General features: G+C 71.6%; 19 protein-coding genes. 6 read left to right on the forward strand and 13 right to left on the reverse strand.

Translation table 11 applies throughout. From position 1 onward, the window contains the following. Positions 1–120: 120 nt before the first annotated feature. The 6 genes from ACFHWS_RS19500 to ACFHWS_RS19525 all read right to left on the reverse strand — a co-directional run bounded on the left by ACFHWS_RS19500 (position 121) and on the right by ACFHWS_RS19525 (position 8616). A complete protein-coding gene (locus ACFHWS_RS19500) occupies positions 121–1473 on the reverse strand; it encodes a pectate lyase family protein (RefSeq protein WP_416552086.1) in 1353 nt (450 codons plus the stop codon). Between the two features lie 246 nt (positions 1474–1719). After that, the gene (locus tag ACFHWS_RS19505; protein WP_416551912.1) at positions 1720–2904 is read right to left on the reverse strand and encodes a Gfo/Idh/MocA family protein; all 1185 of its coding nucleotides are present in this window, start codon (positions 2902–2904) and stop codon (positions 1720–1722) included. Between the two features lie 31 nt (positions 2905–2935). Further along, on the reverse strand, positions 2936–4399 hold the full coding sequence (locus ACFHWS_RS19510; RefSeq protein ID WP_416552087.1) for a mannitol dehydrogenase family protein: 1464 nt from the start codon (positions 4397–4399) through the stop codon (positions 2936–2938). 23 nt (positions 4400–4422) lie between these two features. After that, positions 4423–5733, reverse strand: a complete 1311-nt coding sequence (locus ACFHWS_RS19515) for an enolase C-terminal domain-like protein (protein ID WP_416551913.1) — start codon at positions 5731–5733, stop codon at positions 4423–4425. Further along, on the reverse strand, positions 5730–7199 hold the full coding sequence (uxaC, locus tag ACFHWS_RS19520) for a glucuronate isomerase (RefSeq protein WP_416551914.1): 1470 nt from the start codon (positions 7197–7199) through the stop codon (positions 5730–5732). The genes ACFHWS_RS19515 and uxaC overlap by 4 nt, the downstream gene beginning before the upstream one ends. Positions 7200–7287: 88 nt before the next feature. Beyond that, the gene (locus ACFHWS_RS19525; protein ID WP_416551915.1) at positions 7288–8616 is read right to left on the reverse strand and encodes a Gfo/Idh/MocA family protein; all 1329 of its coding nucleotides are present in this window, start codon (positions 8614–8616) and stop codon (positions 7288–7290) included. Positions 8617–8887: 271 nt separating this feature from the next. Between ACFHWS_RS19525 and ACFHWS_RS19530 the strand changes: the two genes are divergently transcribed. The 5 genes from ACFHWS_RS19530 (at position 8888) to ACFHWS_RS19550 (ending at position 13910) form a co-directional block, all read left to right on the forward strand. After that, entirely contained in the window at positions 8888–9922 is a 1035-nt protein-coding gene (locus tag ACFHWS_RS19530; protein WP_416551916.1) for a LacI family DNA-binding transcriptional regulator, read from the forward strand. A gap of 48 nt (positions 9923–9970) precedes the next feature. Beyond that, a complete protein-coding gene (locus ACFHWS_RS19535) occupies positions 9971–11290 on the forward strand; it encodes an ABC transporter substrate-binding protein (protein ID WP_416551917.1) in 1320 nt (439 codons plus the stop codon). 111 nt (positions 11291–11401) lie between these two features. Continuing rightward, positions 11402–12394 carry a carbohydrate ABC transporter permease gene (locus ACFHWS_RS19540; protein WP_416551918.1) on the forward strand — a complete coding sequence of 331 codons (993 nt, stop codon included), beginning with the start codon at positions 11402–11404 and terminating at the stop codon, positions 12392–12394. Then, the gene (locus ACFHWS_RS19545) at positions 12394–13293 is read left to right on the forward strand and encodes a carbohydrate ABC transporter permease (protein ID WP_282232480.1); all 900 of its coding nucleotides are present in this window, start codon (positions 12394–12396) and stop codon (positions 13291–13293) included. The genes ACFHWS_RS19540 and ACFHWS_RS19545 overlap by 1 nt, the downstream gene beginning before the upstream one ends. Before the next feature lie 5 nt (positions 13294–13298). Continuing rightward, positions 13299–13910 (forward strand): hypothetical protein, encoded by a 612-nt coding sequence (locus ACFHWS_RS19550; RefSeq protein ID WP_416551919.1) that lies wholly within the window; start codon positions 13299–13301, stop codon positions 13908–13910. Here ACFHWS_RS19550 and ACFHWS_RS19555 read toward each other — a convergent pair. The 3 genes from ACFHWS_RS19555 to cysS form a co-directional block, all read right to left on the reverse strand. Continuing rightward, the gene (locus tag ACFHWS_RS19555; protein ID WP_416568721.1) at positions 13897–16521 is read right to left on the reverse strand and encodes an Hsp70 family protein; all 2625 of its coding nucleotides are present in this window, start codon (positions 16519–16521) and stop codon (positions 13897–13899) included. The genes ACFHWS_RS19550 and ACFHWS_RS19555 overlap by 14 nt on opposite strands. A gap of 89 nt (positions 16522–16610) precedes the next feature. Continuing rightward, a complete protein-coding gene (gene rlmB, locus ACFHWS_RS19560; protein WP_416551921.1) occupies positions 16611–17726 on the reverse strand; it encodes a 23S rRNA (guanosine(2251)-2'-O)-methyltransferase RlmB in 1116 nt (371 codons plus the stop codon). Next, complete coding sequence (gene cysS / locus ACFHWS_RS19565; RefSeq protein WP_416551922.1) at positions 17726–19141, reverse strand: cysteine--tRNA ligase; 1416 nt, start codon at positions 19139–19141, stop codon at positions 17726–17728. The genes rlmB and cysS overlap by 1 nt, the downstream gene beginning before the upstream one ends. 42 nt (positions 19142–19183) lie before the next feature. Here cysS and ACFHWS_RS19570 point away from each other — a divergent pair, with 42 nt between their 5' ends. After that, positions 19184–19834 carry a helix-turn-helix domain-containing protein gene (locus ACFHWS_RS19570; protein WP_416551923.1) on the forward strand — a complete coding sequence of 217 codons (651 nt, stop codon included), beginning with the start codon at positions 19184–19186 and terminating at the stop codon, positions 19832–19834. Between the two features lie 30 nt (positions 19835–19864). Here ACFHWS_RS19570 and ACFHWS_RS19575 read toward each other — a convergent pair whose 3' ends face one another. The 4 genes from ACFHWS_RS19575 to ACFHWS_RS19590 all read right to left on the reverse strand — a co-directional run bounded on the left by ACFHWS_RS19575 (position 19865) and on the right by ACFHWS_RS19590 (position 23729). After that, the gene (locus ACFHWS_RS19575) at positions 19865–20545 is read right to left on the reverse strand and encodes an HAD family hydrolase (RefSeq protein WP_416551924.1); all 681 of its coding nucleotides are present in this window, start codon (positions 20543–20545) and stop codon (positions 19865–19867) included. Positions 20546–20564: 19 nt separating this feature from the next. Further along, positions 20565–22013 carry a class II fumarate hydratase gene (locus ACFHWS_RS19580; RefSeq protein WP_416568722.1) on the reverse strand — a complete coding sequence of 483 codons (1449 nt, stop codon included), beginning with the start codon at positions 22011–22013 and terminating at the stop codon, positions 20565–20567. A gap of 53 nt (positions 22014–22066) precedes the next feature. Further along, positions 22067–22513: a hypothetical protein gene (locus tag ACFHWS_RS19585; protein ID WP_416568723.1), complete on the reverse strand. Its 447-nt coding sequence runs from the start codon at positions 22511–22513 to the stop codon at positions 22067–22069. Positions 22514–22589: 76 nt separating this feature from the next. Next, a complete protein-coding gene (locus tag ACFHWS_RS19590) occupies positions 22590–23729 on the reverse strand; it encodes a winged helix DNA-binding domain-containing protein (protein ID WP_416568724.1) in 1140 nt (379 codons plus the stop codon). Positions 23730–23783 lie beyond the last annotated feature (54 nt).

A 23783-nucleotide genomic window follows, 5' to 3' on the forward strand; every position in this document is an offset into this window, starting at 1 on the left:
TCGGTTGGCACCACGCCGGTGGCGGTGCGGATAAAGGGGTGGGCCGGCGGGCGTCTCGCCGGCCCACCCCGCTTGTGACCCGGCCAGGCTGGTCAGTCAGACCGGCAGCCTGCCGACAGGTCAGACCGGGAGCTTGCCGGCGCCTGCGGTAAGCCGGGTGTAGATCGGGACGACGGCGGCGGGCAGCACTGGCCCGTGCCGCAGGGTCGGGGTCCAGCCAGCGTCGTCGCCCAGGTCCGGGTCGTTCGCCGCGTTGTACGCGTCGAGCAGGCTGGCCGGGCGCAGCGGCCGGTGACCCTGCCCGACCCAGCTGCCCTTCTCGGTCAGCACGGTGCCGCCCCAGTCGTGCAGCAGGTCGGCGGTGTCGATCCCGGAGCCCAGCCGGAACGAGTTGTTCTCCAGGTACGGTGCGCCCTGTACGCCTACTCCGACGGCGTACTCGAAATCGTCGCCGAACAGGTCGTAGTGGTTGTTGTAGACGTCGATCTGACCGAACCGGATCCGGGGCAGCCGTTGCAGGCTGCCATCGAAGACGTTGTGGTGCAGGGTGACGTTGAGCCGGCCGACGTCCGGGCCGACAGTGTTCGACGAGCCGATCAGCATGACCTTGTCCCGGCCGTCGAACCGGTTGTAGGAGACGGTCACCAGGCTGGCTGTGTGGGTGATGTCGAGCGCTCCGTCGTGCACCTGCAGCGGCCGGCCAAAGTGGATCGGTTGGGCGCTGTCCGGGTTGTCGCCGTCGGTGAAGGTGTTGTGGTCGACCCAGACATTCTCTGAGCGACGCACCGACATCAGGTCGAACTGGGAGTTCCAGTTGCCGGCGTCGCCGTCATCCGGCGACCAGGCGGGAAAGCAGTCGTACGCGTCGTCGAAGACGATGTTGCGGACGATGACGTTCCGGACGCTGTCCACCATCAGGGTCAGGTTTTCCAGCCGGGCTCCGCGCAGCCCGATGATGGTGGTGTTGGCTCCGACGTTGATCTGGGTGTACCGGGTCTGGTTGGTGACCGACCGTCGACGGGCGTCCTCGAGCGGGCCACTCGGGTCGTTCTCGTATCCCCAGACGGCCGGGTCGTAGGTGACCAGGAACTCGTCGAAGTCGTACTCGGGGTCGGCGAGGTCAGCGCAGGTCAGCAGGTTGCCGTCCGGCCCTTCGAAGCCGTTGACCGTGCCCTTGATGTAGATGATCTTCGGGGTGTCGTTGTTCCGGTTGGTGGCGTTGTCGCCGCCGAGGGCGTCGATCAACTCGGCTCGGCTGTCGACCACGTGGACGTTGTCCTGGCTGGCCGCCGATCCTCCGGTGGTGCCGGCACCGGCGGCCGCCCAACCGTCGTTCGGTGGCAACGCCTGGCGGCCCAGCGACCGGGCCGTCCAGGACAGCCGGTCGGAACCGGTGTCCCGGCCGGCGGCGGCCGGGGCCGGCAGCACCGCCACGATCGCGATTCCGGCAACAGCGGCAGTCAATCTCCTCAGTCGCATTACCACACTCCGCAAACTATTGTCTGGACTCGATCACGTAACACTGACGCAATCTTCCTGAACCCAAACGATAAGTTTCATCACGAAATGTGTCAATGCAAGTTGTTTGCAGATTGTTTGCATTGCATTCGGGCGAGACCTATTTACCCGACATCAATTTGCCGAGAGGACGACTAATCTGTCCGACTTCGCGACACCGGCGGCGGCCGCCAGTTTGCAGTACGTTCTCCGCCGACCCGGTCAGCGGCCCACCACCCCCTGCGCCAGCCGGGCCCGGTGTGGCCGGACCGCCCACGGCACCTCCTGCTCGGAGAAGAGCGCCAACTCGGCCGCACCGCGCCGGACGACCGCGTTCACGCCCTCGATCGTCAGCACCCGGTCCGTTCCAGCCGCCCCGGTCGCGACCGTTCGGTCGGGACCGATCAGACACGGCTCCGGAGCGGCCTGAACCACCTCCAGCAACGCGGTGAACGCCTCGGTCCGGCTCAGCGGGGCGATCAGCGGTACACCGGACGGATCCCTGCGGTGCGCCAGCAGGTTCTCCAGCAGCCCGGTCCGCCCCGGCACCGGCCGCATCGCCTGCTCGCCGGGCAGCCGCAGCCGGTCCGTCGGATACTCGAGCACCGCAGTGCCGGCGGTACCGTGCACCAGCACCTCACCCGGAATGAACTTCTCCCCGGCCAAGGTCACCGCGACCACGATCGACAACCCCGAACTCAGGGTGATCCGCATCGACGCGGTGTCGTCCACCTCAATCGGACGCACCCGGTAGCGCTCCAGCTCGACCAGCACCGGCGGGCTGGGATCCACCGCTGCCGCCACCGCCAGGCACTGCATGGTGGCGTGTGCCAACGGGTTGGCCAGCGCACCGTCCAACGACGGGCGGCCGTCGACCGTACGCCGCCCGGCCCACGGCGACCGCCGGTAGTACGCGTCATCGCGCTGCCAGGACGCGACCGTCGAGATCCCGGTGACCGAGCCGAGCCGACCGCCGGTGGCCGTTGCAATCAGCTCAGCCAGCGCCGCCGATCCGAGCGCCTGGAAACCGACCTGACAGGCCCGGCCGTGCCGGGCCAGGGCAGCGGTCAGCCGCCGGTGCTCGTCCAGCGACAGCACCGGCGGCTTCTCCAGCAGCAGGTCCGCGCCGGCGGTCAGGGCGTCCAGGGCGATCGGCAGATGGGTGTGCGGCGGCGTACAGATCACCACCACGTCCGGCCGGGTGTCCGCCAGAATCCGCCGGTGGTCGGTGTCGACCTGCACCCCGTCCGGGACCGGGGCGTAGGGTGCCGGCTCGACCGGCCGTACGTCAACCAGGCCGACCAGGCGCAGTTCACCAGCGGCGTGCAGCGGGGCGATCTGCCGCCGGTGCCACATGCCATGCCCGTTGGCGCCGATCAGGGCCACCCGGGGCGGGTTGCTCGTCACGTCGGGAACCTCCACCTGTCGACGGCCGCCGTCAGCCGACCGCGCCGGTCAGCGCGCCGACCACCCCATGCTGGTCCAGCGTGGTCAGCCAGGTCGTGATCATTTCCTGGACCTCCGGGTCGGCCGCCAGCTCCGCCGGGAACACCTCGGTGAGCCCGAGCAGCGTGGCGACCACGCCCGCCGGGGTGGCACCGGATTCAGCCAGCGCCGCCCGGATCCGCCCGGCAAGTGGATCGTCCAGCGGCAGCTCGGCCCCATCGTCGGCCCGCCCCTGCACGAACCGCATCCAGGCGGCGACCACCAGCGCAGACCAGTACGGCCGGTCCCCTGTCGCACGCCGCTCGGCGATGGTGTGCAGCACCCGCTGCGGCAGTTTCTGCGAGCCGTCCATCGCCACCTGGATGGTGCGGTGCCGGATCGCCGGGTTGGCGAACCGCTCCAGCACCGACTCGCCGTAACCGACAACCGAAACCCCGTCCGGCGGGGTGAAGCTGGTCGCCACGTCCTCGGCGATCAGCCGGCGCAGCACCTCGGGCAGGCCGGGGATACCGACCAGCGCCTCGGCGATGGTGTCGTACCCGGCCAGCGCCCCGAGGTAGGCGATGGCCGAGTGCACCCCGTTGAGCCCGCGCAGCTTGAGCCGCTCCCACGGGCCGGCGTCGCCGGTCAGCACCGCCCCGGCGGTCTGCCAGGCCGGCCGGCCGCCGGGGAAGTCGTCCTCGACCACCCACTGCGAGTACGGCTCCCCGGCGATCGCCGCCAGGTCGCTGACGCCGAGCGCGGACCGGGCAGTGGCCAGGGTCTGCGCAGTGGCGGCCGGCACGATCCGGTCGACCATGGTGCCGGGGAAGGTGACGTTGGCGTGCACCCAGTCGGCGCTTTCGTCGGGCACCTTCGCGTACGCCAGAGCCTCGCTGACCAGACCACGCAGCCGGCGCCCGTTCGACGGCAGATTGTCGCAGCTGACCAGGGCGAGCGGGCCGGCGTCGGCGGCGGCGCGGGCCGCCAGCCCGCGCAGCAGCAGGCCCGGAACGGTCACCGGCGGCCGGTCGGTGGTCAGGTCGGCGGCGACCGCCTCGTCCGGCCGCAGCCGCCCGGTGACCGGATCCAACTGGTACGCCTTCTCGGTCACGGTCAGCGTGACCACCCGGATCGCCGGGTCGGCCAGCAGCGCCACCACCGCCGCCGGGTCGCTGGCGGCGTGCCGGACCCCGGCGAGCCCGCCGACCACCCGGGTCCGGGCCGCGGCGGTGGACAGCGTGGTGACGCTGAACAGGCAGTCCTGGTCGGTGAGCCGACGCACCACGTCGATGTTGCGTGGCGCGACACCGACGATGCCCCAGTCACCGCCGGCGGCGGCGACCGCCTGCTCGGTGTAGACCGCCTGGTGGGCCCGGTGGAAGGCACCGAGGCCCAGGTGGACGATACCGGCGTCGACGTCGCCGGGGCGTACCAGCGGTCGGCTGTCCGCGGGCACCCGGCCCAGGGTGCCCATACTGAGCAACGGGATGTCGTTGTTCACCGCCACACCGGCCCGTCCGGGAAGGAGAACTCGGCGATCGACGCCGGTTTCATGGTGGCGCTGTAGCCGGGCTGCTCGGGCACCAGGTAGCGGCCGCCCCGGGTGCGGACCGGGTCGACGAAGTGTTCGTGCAGGTGGTCGACGTACTCGACCATCCGGCCGTCCAGCGAGGTGCCGACCCGCAGGTAGTCGAAGATCGCCAGGTGCTGCACGTACTCGCACAGTCCGACGCCGCCGGCGTGCGGGCAGATCGGCACACCGAACTTGGCGGCCATCAGGATCACCGACAGCACCTCGTTGACCCCGGCGATCCGGCAGGAGTCGATCTGGCAGACCCGGATCGCCTCGGCCTGCATCAACTGCTTGAAGATCACCCGGTTGGCGGCGACCTCGCCGGTGGCGACCCGGCACCGGCCGTCGGACAGTTCGGTGACGGCGGCGGCGATCCGGGCGTGGCCGAGCACGTCGTCGGCGTGCGTCGGCTCCTCGATCCAGTACGGGTCGACCTCGACCAGCCGGGCCATGTTGGCGATCGCCTCGTCGACGTCCCACACCTGGTTGGCGTCCATCATCAGCAACGCGTCCGAACCGATCTCGGCACGGATGATCCGGGCCCGGCGCATGTCGTCGTCGATCGGGCCGCCGACCTTCATCTTCATCGCCCGCCAACCCTCGGCGTACGCCGCCCGGGTCAACGCCCGGACCTTGTCGTCGGGGTAGCCGAGCCAGCCAACCGATGTGGTGTACGACGGAAAGCCGTCACGTTCCAGCTCGGCAAGCCGGTCGGCCTGCCCGGCCAGCCCCTTGTCCAGGATCGCGGCGGCCTCGTCCGGCGTGATCGCGTCACTGATGTGGTGGAAGTCGACATTGGCGACCAGTTCGTCGGTGGGCATCTCGGCGAGCAGCCGCCACAGCGGCTTGCCCTCCAGCTTGGCCCGCAGATCCCAGACGGCGTTGACCAGCGCGCCGCACGCCATGTGAATGACGCCCTTCTCCGGGCCGAGCCAGCGCAGCTGCACGTCGGCGGTGAGTGACCGCCAGAAGGCGACCGGTTCGGCGACGATCTCGGCGACGGTCCGGCCGGTGACGTGGTGGGCGAGGGCGCGTACGGCCGCGCAGGTGATCTCGTTGCCGCGGCCGTTGGTGAAGGTGAAGCCGGCCCCGAAGACCCCGTCCGGCGAGTCGGTGCGCAGCTCGACGTAGCTGGCCGAGTAGTCGCCCCGGTTGATCGCGTCCGAGCCGTCGCCGGCCGCGGCGGTCGGAAACCGTACGTCGTGCACGTCGACGCCGGTGATGGTCACATTCATGGCAGCTTTTCCCCGATCTTGAAGACCCGCTTGGGCAGCCGGTACGCCAGGTCGACGATGGTCTCGGCCGCCTCGTCGAGGCCGAGCCGGTGTTCGGCGACGAGCCGGGCCAGGAAGGCGGCATCGACCCGACGGGCCACGTCGTGCCGGGCCGGGATGGAGCAGAACGCCCGGGTGTCGTCGACGAAACCGGCGGTGTTGTAGAACCCGGCGGTCTCGGTGACCGCCTCCCGGAACCGGCGCAGCACCTCCGGCGAGTCCAGGAACCACCAGGGCGCGCCGAGGTAGAGGGCGGCGTACCCGCCGGCGAGCGGGGCCAGCTCGCGGGTGAAGGTGTACTCGTCGAGGGTGTAGACGACGATTCGTAGCCGTGGGTCGTTGCCGTACGCGTCGAGCAGCGCGGTCAGCGCGTGCAGGTACTCGGTGGCCTGCGGGATGTCGCCGCCGACGTCGCGGCCGTGGGTGGCGTACAGCCACTTGTTGTGGTTGCGCACCGAGCCGGGGTGCAGCTGCATCACCAGTCCATCCTCGATGGACATCTGGGCGAACTCGACCAGCATGTGCGCCCGGAACGCCTCGGCGTCCTGCGCCGTCGCCTCGCCGCGCAGCCCTCGGTCGTACAGCTCGGCGGCCTCCCGCTGGTCCAGCCGCAGGGTCAGCGCGGTCGGGTGGCCGTGGTCGGAGCTGGTCGCCCCAGCCGCGATGAACGCCTGCCGACGGGCCCGCAGAGCCGCCAGATAGCCGCCGTATGTGCCGGTGTCGGAGCCGGTGATCGCGCCCAGCGCGGCGACGTTGTCCGCCCAGCCGTCGAACTCGAAGTCGACAACGTTGTCCGGCCGGAACGTGGTGATCACCCGACCGCCGGGCCCGCCCCAGCCGTCGGCGGCGAGCTTGGCGTGCCGGGCCAGGTCGTCCAGCGGCGACTCGGTGGTGGCCAGCACCTCGATGTTGAACCGTTCGAACAGGGCCCGGGGCCGGTACGCCGGTTCGGCCAGCTTCGCCGCGATCGCGTCGTAGACGTCGTCGGCGGTGTCCGGGCCGAGTACGGCGTCCACCTCGAACACTTCGGCGAACGTCTTCTCCAGCCACAGCCGCGACGGGGTGCCCCGGAACAGGTGCCAGTTGGCGGCGAGCCGGCGCCAGATGGTCCGGCCGTCGGTCTCGGTGGCGTAGTCGCCGTCGCCGGCCGGCGGCCGGGCCCGGATCCCCGGCCGGGTCGGTACGCCGAGCTCGCCGGGTGGGATGCCCTGGCTGAGCAGCATCCGCGTGACGTAGTGGTCCGGCACGACGAGCAGCCGCGCCGGGTCGGGGAACGGCTCATCGTCGGCGAGCAGCGCCGGGTCGACATGGCCGTGCGGCGAGATGACCGGCAGGTCCCGGGCGTGCGCGTACAGCTCGCGGGCGATGGACCGCTGGGCGGGTTCGGCTGGGAACAGCTGGTCCGACCGGTCGGGTTGCGGGGACACGGAAGCAGGCTCCTCGGGGTACGAAATCAGGGGTCGTCGCTGTGCGGTGGGGCGGTGCCGGCCGGTACGCCGTGGCCAGACCCGCCGGTCAGTCGACGGTGAGCAGGTCTGACACCCGGACCGGCTGGCCGGTCTCGAAGGACCGGTTGGCGGCCAGCCCGGTCAGCAGCGCGAGCGCACCGTCGCGGGCGGTGGCGGCCCGGCCCATCGGGTCGGTCTCGCCGCCGAACAGCACAGCGGTCATCTTGGCGTCCGCGCCGCCGTGCCCGGACCGGGTGTAGCCGGCGACGGGCACCTGCCGGGGCTGCTCCCAGAACGGTCGGACGGTCAGCTTGGCCCAGCCCTCCTCGACCGCGGCCTGGACGCCGTGCAGCGCGGCGCCCTTGAGTTCGCCGGCGGCGTACGGACTGACGAAGTCGCTCTCCACCACCTCCAACTCGAGCCGACCCCTGCTGCCATTGAACATCACCCGGTAGCCCTCCCAGGGGGCGTACGCGGTGAGGTGGTACGTCATCGTGGCCCCGGTGGAGTAGCTGGCCAGCACCGACATGTCGTCCTCGATGGTCACCCCGGGGGCGAAGACGTTCTGGTCGCGGCGGTAGCCGTCCTCGGCCTCGGCCTCCAGGTAAAGCGCGCGCAGCCGGGGGTGCGCGGCCATCTGCAGGGCGAACGGGTCACCGGCGGCGGCAACCTCGCCGTGCGCCCGGTCGTAGTCGCGGGCGTAGCCGTGCCGGCGGCCGGACTCGCCGTAGAAGAACAGCCGGCCGGCCGCATAGACCTGCACCGGGACCGCGTCCAGCCACCAGTTGACCAGGTCGAAGTGGTGGCTGGCCTTGTGCACCATCAGGCCGCCGGAGTTGGCCTTGTCGCGGTGCCAGCGGCGGAAATAGTCGGCGCCGTGGCGTACGTCGAGCAGCCATTCGAAGTGCACCGAGCCGATCTCGCCGATCTCGCCGTCGGCGAGCACCTGCCGGACCCGTTCGTGCAGCGGGTTGTACCGGTAGTTGAAGGCGACCCGGACGGTGCGACCGGTCCGGCCCACCGCGTCGAGGATCCGCTGGCAACGCGGCACGTCGACAGTCATCGGCTTCTCGGTGATCACGTCGCAGCCGGCGTCCAGGGCGGCGACGATGTACTCGTCGTGCACCCGGTCTACGGTGGTGACCAGGACGACGTCCACCCGTTCCTTGCTCAGCATGGTGACGAAGTCACTGGCCGGGTAGGTGGGTACGGCGTCGCGGCCGAGTTCCTCGAGCCAGGAGTTGTGCGCGTCCATCCGGGCCTGGTTGCTGTCGGCGAAGGCGACGAGTTCGGTGCTGTCCCGGTAGTCGAGGACCAGGGACCGGACGAACATCTCGGCGCGGGCGCCGGCGCCGACGAGCGCGTAGCGCAGCCGCCGATCGGGTTCTGGGGACATCCTGCTCCGCCTCCGGGTTTGGCTGCAAAGGTTTGCAGCAGAAGTTGCCACGGGACGGACACCTTCGTCAATGCCCAGGGATCATCTGGCCCGTTTTATGTCAGTACGCGAGGGTCTGATCACCCAGTACGACCACGGTCGCAACAAACTCGCAATCGAAGACCGTTGACACCTGAGCAACCGTTTGCATTAATTGGCGAACCGACGTGACCCCAGCCACACCGGTCGCCGCCCCGCCAGGGGTGACGGCCGCATCGACGAAGGACGACGCGTGCCAGCCACCATTCGAGACGTCGCACGGGCCTGCGGAGTGCACATCTCCACCGTGTCCCGCACGTTCTCGGCGCCGCACCTGGTCAACCCGGAGACCCGCAGCCGGGTGCTGGCCTGCGCGGAGCATCTCGGCTACCGCCCTAACCGGGCGGCCCGCGCGTTGATCACCGGCCGGACCCACAACATCGGCCTGATCGTCGCCGACATCGCCAACCCGTTCTTCCCGCCGCTGATCAAGGCGGCGGAGAGCCAGGCCCGGCACCGCGACTACCACATCTTCGTCACCGACACGAACGAGGATCCGGCGGTCGAGGAGGAGCTGGTCCACGCCCTCGCCAAGCAGGTCGACGGGGTGCTGCTGTGCAGCCCTCGGATGAGCAACAGTCTGATCGAGCAGCTCAGCCGGGACGTGCCGCTGGTGGTGATCAACCGGCAGGTGACCGGCCTGCCGAATGTGGTGATCGACGTCGGCCAGGGTGCCCGGCTCGCCGTCGAGCACCTGATCGGCCTCGGCCACCGGCGGATCGCGCTGCTCGGCGGGCCGCGCGGATCGTGGACCAATCGGGAGATCCGGCGGACCGCCACCTCGGCGGCCCGTTCGGCGGACGTCACGTTGACCGTGATCGGCCCCAACCCGCCCACCGAGGGCGGCGGCATCGCCGCGGCGGAACAGGTCCGCCGGGCAGAGGTGACCGCTGTGCTCGCCTACAACGACCTGATGGCGATCGGCCTGATCGAAGGGCTCGACGCACAAGGGGTCGTGGTGCCCCGAGACATCAGCGTGGTCGGCATCGACGACATCGCGCTGAGCCGGCTCACCCGACCCAAACTGACGACGGTGGCCACGCCGAATGCGGCCGCCGGTCGGGCGGCCGTCGACATGCTGCTTCAGCATGGCGACGACCGTCGCACCACCGCCCAGGTAACGCTCCAGACCGAGTTGGTCATCCGCGACTCGACGGGCCCGGGGCCGCACCGTCATGCGGACCCGGGCGGCGCGGCTACCGCCGCGCCAGCCGATGTCGCCTCCTAACCCCAAGGAGTGAGCGCAATGCACCCCGCAACATCACCGACGGCGAACATGCCTGCCCAGCGTGCTCACCGTACCCCCTTCGGCCGGCGCCGCCTGCTGCGCGGTATCGCCGCCACCGCTGTCGTGCCGCTGGTCCTCGGCGCCGCCGCCTGCGGAGACGACGGCGGCTCGTCCGACCCGGACGCGCCGGTCACCATCGAGTTCTTCTGGTGGGGCGGCGAGTCCCGTGCCGAGCTCACCGAGCAGGCCCTCGACCTGTACGAGGAGAAGAACCCAAACGTCACCATCAACCCGACCTGGCAGGCGTTCACCGGCTACTACGACAAGCTGGCGACCATCTCGGCCGGCGGCAACGCGCCGGACATCTTCCAGATCGACGACAACGGCCTCGCCGAGTACGCCGGACGCAACGTCACCCTGGATCTCACCCCGTTCGTGGAATCCGGGGCCATCGACCTGAGCAACCACCCGGAGAGCCTGACCCAGTACGGGCAGATCGACGGCAAACAGGTCGCGGTCGCCGCCGGCGAGAACACCCCGGCCCTGGTGTACGACAAAACCAAGATCACTGAGCTAGGCCTGCCGGAGCCGGAAACCGGCTGGACCTACGACGAGTTCATCGCCTGGGGCGTTCAGGTGACCGAAGCGGCCGGCGACGGCTACTGGGGCGCGATGGATCCGAGCTCCGACTACAAGGCGCTCTGGCTGTGGCTCCGCTCGCAGGGCAAGGAGTTCTACGACGGGTCGCAGCTCGCTTTCACCGAGGCCGACCTCACCGAGTGGTTCCAGTTCTGGCTGGACGCCCGGGAGGCCGGGGCCACCCCACCGGCCGACGTGGTACACGAGGCAGTCGGCGGCGGCGTCTCCGACCAGCTGGTGGTGACCGGCAGGGGCGCCACCTCATTCATGTGGTCGAACCAGCTCTCCGAGCTGGGCAAGTCGACCGAGAGCGAACTCGGCATGGTGGCCTACCCCGGCGACCCGAAGGGCCAGTGGGCGCGGGCATCGCTGTACTGGGCCGGGTCGCGCTCCACCGAGCATCCGGAGGTCGTCGCCGACGTCATCGACTTCCTGGCCAACGACCCGGAGGCGGCGCAGATCCTCGGCGTCGACCGGGGCCTGCCATCCAACATCGACAACCGGGAGACGGTCCAGGCGGGTCTCGACGACCCGTACATGACCGCGACGGTCGAGTTCGAGAACGCGCTGATCCCGCAGATGGGACCGGCACCGGCACCGCCGCCGCAGGGCCACGGACCGCTGCGGTCCACCCTGACCACGGTCGCCGAGAGCGTCACCTACGGCCAGGCCAGCCCGGCCGACGCCGCGGCGGAGTTCTTCCGACAGGCTGAAGCCACCCTCAAGTAGGTCCGGGCCGGACTTGCGCGGTCGTGGTGCCCCCGGCGGACGCCGTGGGCACCACGACCGCAATCCGGGCCGTGGGCACCACGACCCGTGATCCGAGAAAGGAGCCAGATCGTGGCCCTGACCACGAAACCCGTCCCGGCCACGAGTACCAACACTGCCCCGGCGGACACGAACAAGCGGCGGGGCAGCGCCAAGGGCGGCAGCCGGCGGCACGGCGAAGGGCTGGCCGGGTACGTCTTCCTCTCCCCTTGGCTGCTGGGGCTGATGGCGATCACCGCCTTCCCCATGCTCTTCTCGCTCTACCTCAGTTTCACCAACTACGACATCCTGTCGTCCTGGGAGTTCGTCGAGTGGGTGGGCTTTGAGAACTACTGGGACCTGTTCGTCAACGACCAGACGTTCCGCCACTCAGTGCAGGTCACGCTGATCTTCGCGTTCGTCGCCGTACCGCTGAAGTTGGCCGCAGCCCTCGGCGTCGCGCTGCTGCTCAACCGGGAGTCCCGCGGGGTGGGGCTGTTCCGCAGCCTGTTCTACCTGCCGTCGCTGCTCGGCGGCAGCGTGGCGCTGGCGTTGATCTGGCGGGCGATGTTCAGCGGCGACGGCGCGTTCAACGACTTCCTCGGGCTGTTCGGCATCCCCGGACAGCCGTGGGTCAACGACCCGGACTGGGCGTTGGAGACCCTGATGGTGCTGGCCATCTGGCAGTTCGGCGCGCCGATGGTGATCTTCCTGGCCGGGCTCAAGCAGGTGCCGACCGAGCTGTACGAGGCGGCCTCGGTCGACGGCGCCGGCAAGATCCGGCAGTTCTTCAACGTGACACTGCCGATGCTCTCCCCGGTGATCTTCTTCAACCTGGTGCTGGAGACGATCAACGGGTTCCAGGGCTTCACCGCCGCGTTCGTGATCAGCAACGGCACCGGCGGCCCGGTCGACTCGACCATGCTCTACACGCTGTACCTCTACACCAAGGGCTTCACCGAGTTCCAGATGGGATACGCGTCCGCGCTGGCCTGGGTCTTCCTGATCGCGATCGGCCTGATCACGGTGCTGTTCTTCAGCACCGGCCGGTTCTGGGTGCACTACTCGGACGGAGACAACGACTGATGGCTACCGAAGCTGCTCCGATGTCGACGGCGGACGGCGGCAGCGCCGCACGCCGCCGGGCCGCCGGCGGCACCGCCCGAGGCGTCGCCCGGGTGGCGGTGCTGGTCGCCATCCTGGTCGTGGTCCTCTACCCGCTGATCTGGGTGCTGGGCTCGTCACTCAAGTCACCGACCGAGGTGGCCAGCAACCTGTCGGTCATCCCGCAGGACCCGACCTGGGCGAACTACCCGGACGGCTGGAACTACCTGAGCAACATCTCGTTCGGCCGGTTCTTCTGGAACAGCACGGTGATCTCGATGGCGACCGTGGTCGCCAACGCGGTCTCCTGCCTGCTGGCGGCGTACGCCTTCGCCCGGCTGCGGTTCCGGGCCCGCAGGTTCTGGTTCGCCATCATGATCGGTACGCTGCTGCTGCCCAGCCACGTGCTGATCGTGCCGCAGTACATCATGTTCAACTCGTTCGGCTGGATCGACACCCCGCTGCCGTTGATCGTGCCGAAGCTGCTGGCCACCGAGGCGTTCTTCGTGTTCCTGATGGTGCAGTTCATGCGGGGCATCCCCCGGGAGCTGGACGACGCGGCCAAGATCGACGGGTGTTCGCCGTTCGGGGTGTTCCGGTACGTCATCGTGCCGCTGGCCCGGCCGGCGCTGGTCACCACGGCGATCTTCTCGTTCATCTGGACCTGGAACGACTTCCTGACCCAGCTGATCTACCTGCCGAGTGTGGAGAGCTACACGGTGCCGATCGGGCTGCGGCTGTTCATCGACTCCACCGGGCAGACCTCGCTCGGCCCGATGTTCGCCATGTCGGTACTGTCGCTGCTGCCGGTCTTCCTCTTCTTCCTGGCGTTCCAGAAGATGCTGGTACAGGGCATCAACACCAGCGGTCTCAAGGGGTGACGTCGATGGCTCCCGCAGAGTGGCCGGACAACCCGGCACCGGCCCGTGCCGACTGGCGCGACACTCTGCGGGCCGCCACCGACCTGGCGCTGCTCGGCATCGTCACCGCGCTCGCGTCGGCGGCCGTACTGACCGCCGGCGCGGCGCTGGCCACCGCCAGCGCCGCGATCCACCAGTGGACGGTCGACGGCCACTGGCCGGATCTGCGGGACCTGGCCGGGCGATTCTGGCGCGGGCTGCTGCCCGGAGCCGTCGCCACCGTGGTCGCCGTGGTCGGCACGCTCCTGCTCGCCGGCAACGCCGTGCTGATCTCGGCCGAGGTGGTGCCCGGCGGCACGGCGATGCTGGTCGGCACCGTGCTGCTTGCCGCGCTGGTGGCCGGCTTCGCCGGCCTCGTCGTGGTCGAGATCGGCCGGGGCGCCGGTGGCTGGCGGGCGGCGGTGCGGGCCAGCTGGCGGATCGCCGAACGGCGACCGCTGGCGGTGCCGGCCGCCGCCGGGGTGGTCGGTCTCGCCGCCGTACTGACCGTGCTGGTCATGCCGATCCTCGCGCCGATCCTGCTCGGCTACACCCTGTTCGCCCTGCACACCGTGCTGCGCCGGTTCAACCGGCGGTGAACCGGTGCGTCACGAACCCGTCAGCGGTCGGGCAGAAGATCACCCTACGGTCCCACGAGCAGGCCACGGTACGCACGCCCTGCAGTACGCCGAGTTCGAGCCGGTCGGCCGGTGCGGCAGCCGGTACGCCGGCGACGCTGGCGTCCTCCGGGTAGCTGCCCGGGTCGTCCAGGAACCACAGCAGGTTCGCCCGGTCGATCCGGACCGCCACCCCGTCGCGGCTCAGCAGTTCCTCGCCGTCGGAGTCGAGCAGCAGCGACAGGTAGGGAGTCGTCGTACGGCGCAGCAGGATCTGGTCGCCGACCGGCACGACCACCTCGAAGTCGGCGGCCGGCACCCGCCACTGCACGCCGTCCTCGGCCGGGTCGATCACCACGAGTTCGTTCGTGTCGCTGCCGTAGCCGGTCGATTCCAGCAGGCAGATCCGGGTACCACCGCATGGCGTGAGGCTCTGCAGCCGCCGCTGGTCGTCGGCCGGAGTGTAGAGATTCACCGGCTCGCCGGAGACTGACAGGTCGTAGGACGCCAGCCGGTACCCGCTGCTGTCCGACGGCGCGATCACCAACCGGCCCGCGTAGACCAGCGCTGGGTCGGTCGGCGCGGCCACGTTCGACCGGTCGCCGAGCAGTTCGCCGGAGCCCGCGTCGAACACCCGGGCGTGCCGGGTCGAGGTGAGCTGCACGATCCGTCGGTCGTCGGCCAGGTCGGGCGTGGTGGGGGCGCCGTCGAAGCCGGCCGGGCCGGTCAGGTCGGCGGCGCTCACCGCCGGGTAGACGGCGGTGTCGGTGGCGTCGTACTGGTCTGCCGGGTTGTCGTACGCCCAGCGTTCGGTGCCGTCCCGCAGGTCCAGCCCGACCAGCCGGGCACCTTCCACGTCGGACCAGACGAGGATGTCGTCGAAGACGAACAACTGGTCCTTGCCGAGGATCTCGAAATCCCACAGCTGCCGGCCGTCGGTCGGGTCGAGCACCGCGACCGGCCGGGTGGCGCTGCTGTAGGCGTCGGCGACGGCGATCACCGCGTCCGGGGTGGCCCGCAGGCCGAACCACCGGTCGGCGCGCACGGTCGTCGCCTCGTCCCACCGCTTGTCGCCGGTCGCCGGGTCGACGGCGACGACACCGAGCCGGCCGTCGTCTCGGACGTAGCCGCCGTACGCCTGGCCGTCGACCAGTTGGGTGAACCCGGCGTCCGCGTCCTCGGGCACCGTGATCGCCTTGCCCACCTGGCTGAACGCCCGGAACTCGATCGGCCGGGCCGGATCCCGCAGCAGGTAGACGACGCTGGCGACGGTCACCGCGACCAGAGCCAGGGCGGCGCCGCCGACCAGCCACGGCAGCCGCCGCCGACGCCGCCGCGCAGGGCCGGACGGTGCGGGTGAGACCGGGGATGGTGCGGGTGCAACCGGCGGTGCGGCTGCAACCGGCGGTACGGGTGACGCGACGGCGGACGGCGCGGCCGGAACGGATGCCGGCGCAGGCAGGTCGGCCAGCGCGCCTTCGGCGACCGGCAGTTCCGGCTGCTCCAGCACGGTCGGTGCGATCCCCAGCTCGCTGTGCAGCATCCGGGCCACCAGCGGCACCCGCGACGAGCCGCCCACCAGGAACAACCCGGCGAGCTGGCCGACGCCGAGGCCGCAGGCCGCGATCACCCGGGCCGTCTCCCGTACGCCCCGACCGATCAGCGGGGTGGCGACCTGCTCCAACTCGTCGCGGGTCAGGTGCACCGCCCGGTCCACGCCGGGCACGGCGACCGGTGCCGACGACGCCCGAGAGAGCATCTCCTTCGCCCCGCGTACGTCGTCCCAGAACTGCCGACGGTTGCGCCACTGCGCCGGGGTGGCCGGCGCGGCCAGCTGCTGCCGTACCTGCGGATCGAGCACCGCGCTGAGCTGTTCGACCAGCGCCGCGTCCAGGTCGAGACCGCCGAGCTCGGTGAGGCCGCCGGAGCCGATCACCGCGAACCGGGCCCGCCCGTGCGGGTCGACTCCGTCGTTGCGTACCACGGCGATGTCGAGGGTGCCGCCGCCGAAGTCGAACACGGCGAGGGCCTGCCCGACCGGCACCGGTCGGCGTAGCACGTCGGCGAAGTAGCGGGCCGCCGCGACCGGCTCCGGCACCAGCCGGGTCCCGGGCGCGCCGGACCCGACCGGCGGCGGGCCGGAGGTGGCCGGCCCGCCGGAGGTCATCGGCGGCCAACCGGCGCGGGCCACCGCGTGCGCCAACACCTCCCGGCGGCGGGCACCCCAGCCGGCCGGGTAGGTCAACGCCGCGGGTGGCAGGAAGCCGACCGCCTCCACCGCCGACCGGGCCACTGCGGCGAGCACGGCTGCCAGCAGGTCGGCGGTGGGCACGTCATGGTCGCCGAGCAGCACCGTCGGCTCGTCGACCCGGCGTTTCGGGTTCGGCTCGAACCGGGCCGGGTCGGCCTGGGCGAGCCGAGACGCGTCCCGGCCGACGTACAGCCGGTCGCCGAGGAACACCCCGGACGGCAGGACCGGCACGCCGTCGAAGAGCAGCGGTCGGGTCCGCCCGTCCGGCCAGCGCAGCACCGCGACCGTGTTGGAGGTGCCCAGGTCGACACCGAGGGCGAAGCCCCCGTCCTGCCCTGTCATCAGCTGTTCCTCCGCCGCACCCCGAACCCGCCCGACACCGACCCCGGGCATGCTACGGGTGACTGACCCGCTGATCAGCGATCGGCCGGTCAGCCGACCAGACGGCGGCGGGCGACCTCGGCGAGGGTGACCGCGGCGGCCACGCTGGCGTTGAGCGACTCGACGTCGGAGTGCATCGGGATGCGTACCCGCAGGTCGCAGGTCTCGCCGACGAGCCGGGACAGCCCCCGGCCCTCGGAACCGACCACCACGACCAGCGGACCGACCGCGGCCTCCAGGTCGTACAGGTCGGTCTCGCCGTCGGCGTCCAGGCCGACCACGGTGAACCCCTCGGCCTGGCACTTCTTCACTGCCCGGGTCATGTTGACCACCTGGCTGACCGGGGTCCGGGCGGCGGCACCGGCACTGGTCCGCCACGCGGTGGCGGTCATCCCGGCGGCCCGCCGCTCCGGCACGAACACGCCGTGCGCGCCAAACGCGGCCGCCGAGCGCACCACCGCGCCGAGGTTGCGCGGATCGGTCACTCCGTCCAGGGCGACCAGCAGCGGCTCCGGCTGCTCGGCGGCGGCGGCCAGCAGGTCCTCGAACGGCTCGTACGCGTACGCCGGCACCTGCAGCCCGACGCCCTGGTGCAGCACACCGCCGGTCATCCGGTCCAGCTCGGCCCGGGTGATCTCCAGGATCGCGATGCCCCGGTCACCGGCGGTCCGTACCAGCTCGGTCACCCGGTCGTCGACGTCGATGCCCTGGGCGAGGTAGAGCGCGGTCGCCGGCACGTTGGCGCGCAGTGCCTCGACCACCGGGTTGCGGCCGACCAGCAGCTCCGGGGCGTCCTTCGGCGGGTGCGCCTTGCGGCCCGGGGAGACCCGCGGCCCGGACCGGGCACCGCCCCGGGCCAGCCGGCCGGTGGCCGGACCGCCCCGGCTGCGGCCACCGCCGCCCCAGGTGGTGTCCTTCGTCCCGGGTACGCCGATCTTCGGGGTGCGCCCCTCGGCGGCCGCCGCCCGGCGTTCCTTCTCCTGCTTCCAGGCCGTCTTGTTCGGCAGCTTCTCGGTGCCGGAGTAGCCCTTGTGCCACGGCCGTTCATCGGCCGGCAGGGTGCGGCCCTTGCCGGCCAGGCTGGACCGGTTCTTGCCGCCGGAGCCCTGGGTGGTGCCCTTCTTGGGGGTGACCCGCCGGCCACGTCGTTGCGAGTTGCCGGGCATCAGGTCTGCTCTCCAATGGTCCAACGGGGGCCGTGCGGGGTGTCCTCGACCGTGACGCCGGCCTGCTTGAGCTGGTCACGCACCGCGTCGGCGGCGGCCCAGTCGCGCCGGGCGCGGGCCTGCGCCCGCTGGTCGAGGGCGAGGGCGATCAGCGCGTCGACCGCGCCACGCAGCTCGTCGCGCGGGGCGGCGTCGCCCCACGCCGGGTCGAGCGGATCGAGGCCGAGCACGACGAGCATGGCGCGGACCCGGCCCAGGCTGGCCCGGACCGCGTCATCATCACCGCCGGCCAGCAGGTTGTTGCCGTCGCGGATCTCGTCGTGCAGCACGGCGAAGGCGGCCGACGTGTTCAGGTCGTCATCCATCGCGGCGGCGAATTCCGCCGGCATGTCGGTGGCGGCGACCGCGCCGACCTGCTCCGCCGCCCGCCGGACGAACCCCTCGATCCGCCGGTACGCGGTGGCACTCTCCAGTAGGACGTCGTCGGAGTAGTCGATGCGGGACCGGTAGTGCGCCGCAGTCAGGTAGTAGCGCAGCTCGACCGGACGCACCCCGAGCCGGGCGACGTGATCGAGGTCGATGACGTTGCCCAGTGACTTGCTCATCTTCGCGGCACCCAGGTTCAACAGCCCGTGGTGCACCCAGTAGCGGGCGAACGGCAACCCGGCCGCCTTGGACTGGGCGACCTCGTTCTCGTGGTGCGGGAAGGTCAGATCCAGCCCGCCGCCGTGGATGTCGAACTCGGGGCCGAGGTAACGCCAGCACATCGCCGAGCACTCGATGTGCCAGCCGGGCCGGCCCGGACCCCACGGCGAGCGCCAGGCCGCGTCGGCGGGCTCCCCCGGCTTGACGCCCTTCCACAGTGCGAAGTCACGCGGGTCGCGTTTGGCCCGATCGGCGCCGTCGCCGGCCGGCTGCATCGCGTCGGGGCGCTGCCCGGACAGCGCGCCGTAGTCGGCGTACGAGGCGACGTCGAAGTAGACGTCGCCGCTGCCGTCGCCGGCCGGGTAGGCGTGGCCGCGCTCGATCAGCCGCTCGATCAGCTGGTGCATCTCCGGAATGTGCCCGGTGGCGCGCGGCTCGTACGTCGGCGGCAGCACGTTCAGGCTGCGGTACTCGGCAACCAGCACCTGCTCGTTGGCGTACGCGATCGACCAGAACGGCTGACCGGCGGCGGCCGCCTTGTCCAGCACCTTGTCGTCGACGTCGGTGATGTTGCGGATGAAGGTGACCCGCAGCCCCTGGTGGGTCAGCCAGCGGCGGAGCACGTCATAGTTGACGCCGGAGCGAAGGTGACCGATGTGCGGGGCGGACTGGACGGTGACCCCACACAGGTAGACGCTGACCTCGCCGGGCTGGCGGGGCACGAAGTCCCGCACGGACCTGGTCGCGGTGTCGTACAAACGGAGCGTCACGCTACGAGGGTACCGACTGGCACCCGTCCGTACTCTGTCGGTGTGCACGCGCGAGGGGCGGAGACGGCGCAGACCCTGGATCGGGGGCTGCGCCTGCTGGGCCTGGTCGCCGAGGCGACCGGCGGGATCACCGTCACCGAGGCCGCCGGCCGGCTCGGTATCGGCCGGGCCGCCGTCTACCGGCTGGCCACCACCTTGGCCGCGCACGGCATGCTGCGCCGCGACACCGCCGGTCGGCTGCGGCTCGGTGCCGGGCTGCTGCAGCTGGCCCGGCGGGCACAGCCGCTGCTGGCCGATGCCGCGCTGCCGGCGCTGCGCCGGCTCGCCGAGTCCTCCGGTGCCACCGCCCACCTGACCGTCGCCGATGGTGCCGAGGCGGTGGCGCTGACCGTCGTCGAGCCGAGCTGGACGGCGTTCCACGTGGCGTACCGGGCCGGGTCGCGGCACCCGGTCGGTCGCGGGGCCGCCGGCCGGGCGATCCTGGCCGGCCGCGACGGTACGCCCGGACCGGTGACCAGCAGCGGCGAGTTGCAGCCCGGCGCGTACGGGGTCGCCGCCCCGGTGCTCGGCGTGCCCGGCATGGAGGCCAGCGTCGGGGTGGTGGCGATGGGCGCCCTGGACGTGTCTGCGATCAGCGTGCAGGTGCAGGCGACCGCCGAGGCGGTGTCCCAGCTGCTCGCCGGCGAGCTGTGACCGCTTTGCTGTGCAGCAGCGCAGTCGGGTTCAGAACAGGTCGGCGAGGGCGTCGGGCAGCTGCGCCAGGCTGGTGACCTGCGCGTCCGGGCACACCTCGGGCGGGCAGGACTCGCCGCGCCGGTTCAGCCAGACGGCCCGCAGCCCGGCCGCCTGGGGGCCGACCACGTCGTGCGGGATCGAGTCGCCGACGTAGACCACCCGGTCGGCGGCGGTGACCCCGGCGGCGGTCAGTACGGCGTCGTAGAACCGCTGGTCCGGCTTTTTCGGCAGGCCGTCGACGTGGGCGTACACCTCGAAGGCGAACTGGCCGCGCAGCCCGCACCGGTCGGCGCGGCTGTTGCCGTTGGTGGCCAGGCCGACGGCGTACCGGCGGCGCAGCCGGTCCAGGGCGGGCAGCGTGTCGGCGTACGGCCGGCTGAGCGCGAACCGGCGCTCGAAGAAGATCCCGGTGATTCGGTCCAGCTGCTCGGGCAGGCCGACCCGGTCCAGCGAACGGGCCAGCGCGCCCCGGCGGATCTGCATCACCGGCGCGGACGGGTCGGCGGCGAACGCGGCCGCCCAGTCGTCGGCCATGTCGCCGAGGGTCAGCTCGGCGGCGCGCGGGGTCAGCCGGCGCAGCTCGGTGAGGACGGTCTGCAGCGCGCCGGTGACCGCGGGCCGCAGGTCGACGAGGGTCTCGTCGACGTCGAACACCACGGTGGTAATCACCCCACCAGGGTATGCCGACTCAGCTTGGCCGCGTCATCCGCAGAACGTCCAGCGCCGCGTCCAGCTCGGCGGCGGTCAGCGTGCCGGCGTCGACGTGGCCGCGTTCCAGCACCACCGCGCGGATCGACTTGTTCTCGGCGAGCGCCTGCTTGGCGATCGAGGCGGCCTCGTCGTAGCCGAGGTGGCGGTTGAGCGGGGTGACGATCGACGGCGACCCTTCGGCGTACGCCAGACAGGTCTCCGGGTCGGCGGCGAGGTCGGCAACGCAGCGCTGGGCCAGCAGTCGGCTGGCGGCGGCCAGCAGCCGGACCGCTTCGAGCAGGTTGCTGCCCATCACCGGCAGCATCACGTTCAGCTCGAAGTCGCCCTGGCTGCCGGCGAACGCGATCGTCGCGTCGTTGCCGATCACCTGGGCGCAGACCTGGCGTACCGACTCGCAGACCACCGGGTTGACCTTGCCCGGCATGATCGACGACCCGGGTTGCAGGTCGGGGATGCGCAGCTCGCCGAGGCCGGCGCGCGGGCCGGAACCCATCCACCGGATGTCGTTGGCGATCTTGTAGAGGCCGACGGCGATGGTGCGCAGCTGCCCGGACGTCTCCACCAGGGCGTCGCGGGCGCCCTGGGCCTCGAAGTGGTTGCGGGCCTCGGTCAACGGCAGCCCGGTCGCCTCGGCCAGCCTGGCGATGACGGCGGCGGCGAAGCCGGGCGGGGTGTTCACCCCGGTGCCGACGGCGGTGCCGCCGAGCGGCAACTCGGCCAGCCGGGGCAGGATCGAACGCAGCCGTTCCTGGCCGTAGCGGACCTGCGCGGCGTAGCCGGAGAACTCCTGGCCGAGGGTGACCGGGGTGGCGTCCATCAGGTGGGTACGCCCGGCCTTGACCACGGTGGCGAACTCGTCGACCTTGCCGTCCAGCGCGGTCGCCAGCTCGTCGAGGGCCGGGATCAGCTCGTGCACCACCTGGTGCGAAGCGGCCAGGTGGATCGAGGTCGGGAAGACGTCGTTGCTCGACTGCGAGGCGTTGACATGATCGTTCGGGTGGACGGGGTGGTCCAGTTCGCGGGCGGCCAGGGTGGCCAGCACCTCGTTGGTGTTCATGTTCGACGAGGTGCCCGAGCCGGTCTGGAACACGTCCACCGGGAACTGGTCGTCGTAGCCGCCGGAGGCGACGTGCGCGGCGGCGGTGACGATCGCCTCGGCGACGCCGGCCGGGATCACCCCGAGGTCGGCGTTGACCTGCGCGGCGGCACCTTTGATCTGGGCGAGGGCGCGGATCTGGGCGGATTCGAGCGTACGGCCGGAGACCGGGAAGTTGTGCACCGCTCGTTGGGTCTGCGCCCGCCACAGCGCGTCGGCGGGGACGCGCACCTCGCCCATCGTGTCGCGTTCGATCCGGTAGCCCTCGTCCCGGACGCCGTCCTCGCTGATCCCACCGTCGCTGATGCCCTCGTCAGTCACCCTTCCCATCCTGCCCCGACCGGCGGCACCCCGCAGGGCGGTTACTCACGGGTGGCGGCGGGCTACGCCTCGCGGGTGGTGGCGTCGCTGGTCGTGCCGCCGGCCGGCGTACCCATGCCGCCGCTGGTGGCGTCACCGGTCGTGGTCGGCGCCACCTTGCCCCGACCGCGGCTCTTCTTCCCCCGGCCGGGCTCTTTGGCCCGACCGGGGCCGGTGGCGCGGCGGGTGCTGGCCGGGCCGGCGGTACCACCGGTGGTGGTCAGGCCGCCACCGGAGCGGGTCGGGCCGCCGTCGCGCAGCGTCTCGGCCGGGATCGGTACGTCGGCCGGGTCGTCAAGGTCGCGCTCCTTCACCTCCCGGACCGGGTCGTTCGGCGGCGCGACGACGTCGTCCAGGATCTCCTGACGGTACGCCGACCGCTGCTCCAGGTCGTCGACGAACGCCTGCCCGCGATCACGCTCGGAGAACTGGTCCCGGCCCTGGTCGGCGCTGCCGTCTCGTCGCCCCATGTCGTCACCCCTCCCGTCCCTGGTGCCGGGTGTGCCCGGATCGGCGGCGGCGAAACCTGAGCTGACCGGCCTGCCCTCAGCCGTTGGTGAGTCGTACCCGGTGGCTGTCGCCGTCAGTAAGGAACGCCACCACGCGCTCCCCTTCCTCGGCCACGGCGGCACGCTCGGCGCGGGTGAGGCCACACAGCCCGGTCACGGTGACGGTGCCGGCGTCGACGGTCCAGGTGGCGGCCACCCGGCCGTCGACCAGCACCACGCGTGCCCCGGCGACGGACAGCCCTCGGTGGGCGTCGTCGATGATCCGGCTGCGGTCGTCGTAGCCGAGGATCGCGTTGTCGAACGCCGGCAGGAACCGCACCGGGGCCGGGGTGTCCGGGTCGGGGCGCGGCGCGTCGGGCAGATCGAGCAGTTGCCGGCCGCGCTGGTCGCGGAAGACGACCAGTTCGTCGCGGACCGCCGCCACGGCGGCCGGCAGCCCGGCCAGGCCGCACCAGGCACGCAGGTCGGAGCTGGCGGCCGGCCCGTACGCCGCCAGGTAACGCCGTACCAGCGTCTGGCCGACCGGGTCGGTGCCGGCTACGGCCGGGTCGGTGCTAGCTTCGGCCGGGTCGGTCCCGGCTGCGCCGGTCAGCTGGTCCGGCTGCTGGCCCGCCCACTCCGCCAGCGGCCGGTAGCGTGCCCCGCCGGCAGTACGCCACAGCCCGCGCGGCGGCAGCTGCACCATCGGGATCAGCGCCGCGACCAGCGCCTCCCCCAGCGCTCTCGGGTCGCGCTGCCGCCACGGGTCGGGCAGGGCGCGGGCCAGGCCGGTCATCGTCCGGGGTTCGCCGTCGGCCAGCACCGCCCGGCCGGCCGCCGCGAGCGCGTCGAGGTCGACCCCAGCGAGCTCCCGGCGGTACGCCCCGAGCACCCGTTGCCGCAGCATGGCGTCGTGGCGGGGACGCCAGGCCACCGCGTCGGCGGCGGTCAGCAGATGGACGGTGCGGCGCATCAGATGGGTCCGGACCACCGCGCGGCGCAGCAGCAGGTCCGACAGGTCAGCCGGGTCGAAGCCGCGCAGCCGGCTCCACAGCCCGACGAACGGCTCCTGCGGCTCCTGCGCCTGCAGGCCGCCGAGATGGGCGACGGCGTCGTACGCCGGCAGGTCGGCGCGGTCAAGCAGCAACTGCCGGGCCAGCGTCGCGCGGTTGAGCGCCCGGGTGTCGAGCACCGTCATCGGTCGCGCTCCCGACTACCCGTTGTACGGGGCAGCGACGTCGACGACCTTGTC

Origin of the sequence: Micromonospora sp. LOL_013 (assembly GCF_048060315.1) — a bacterium.
Taxonomy (GTDB): Bacteria; Actinomycetota; Actinomycetes; order Mycobacteriales; family Micromonosporaceae; genus Micromonospora_E.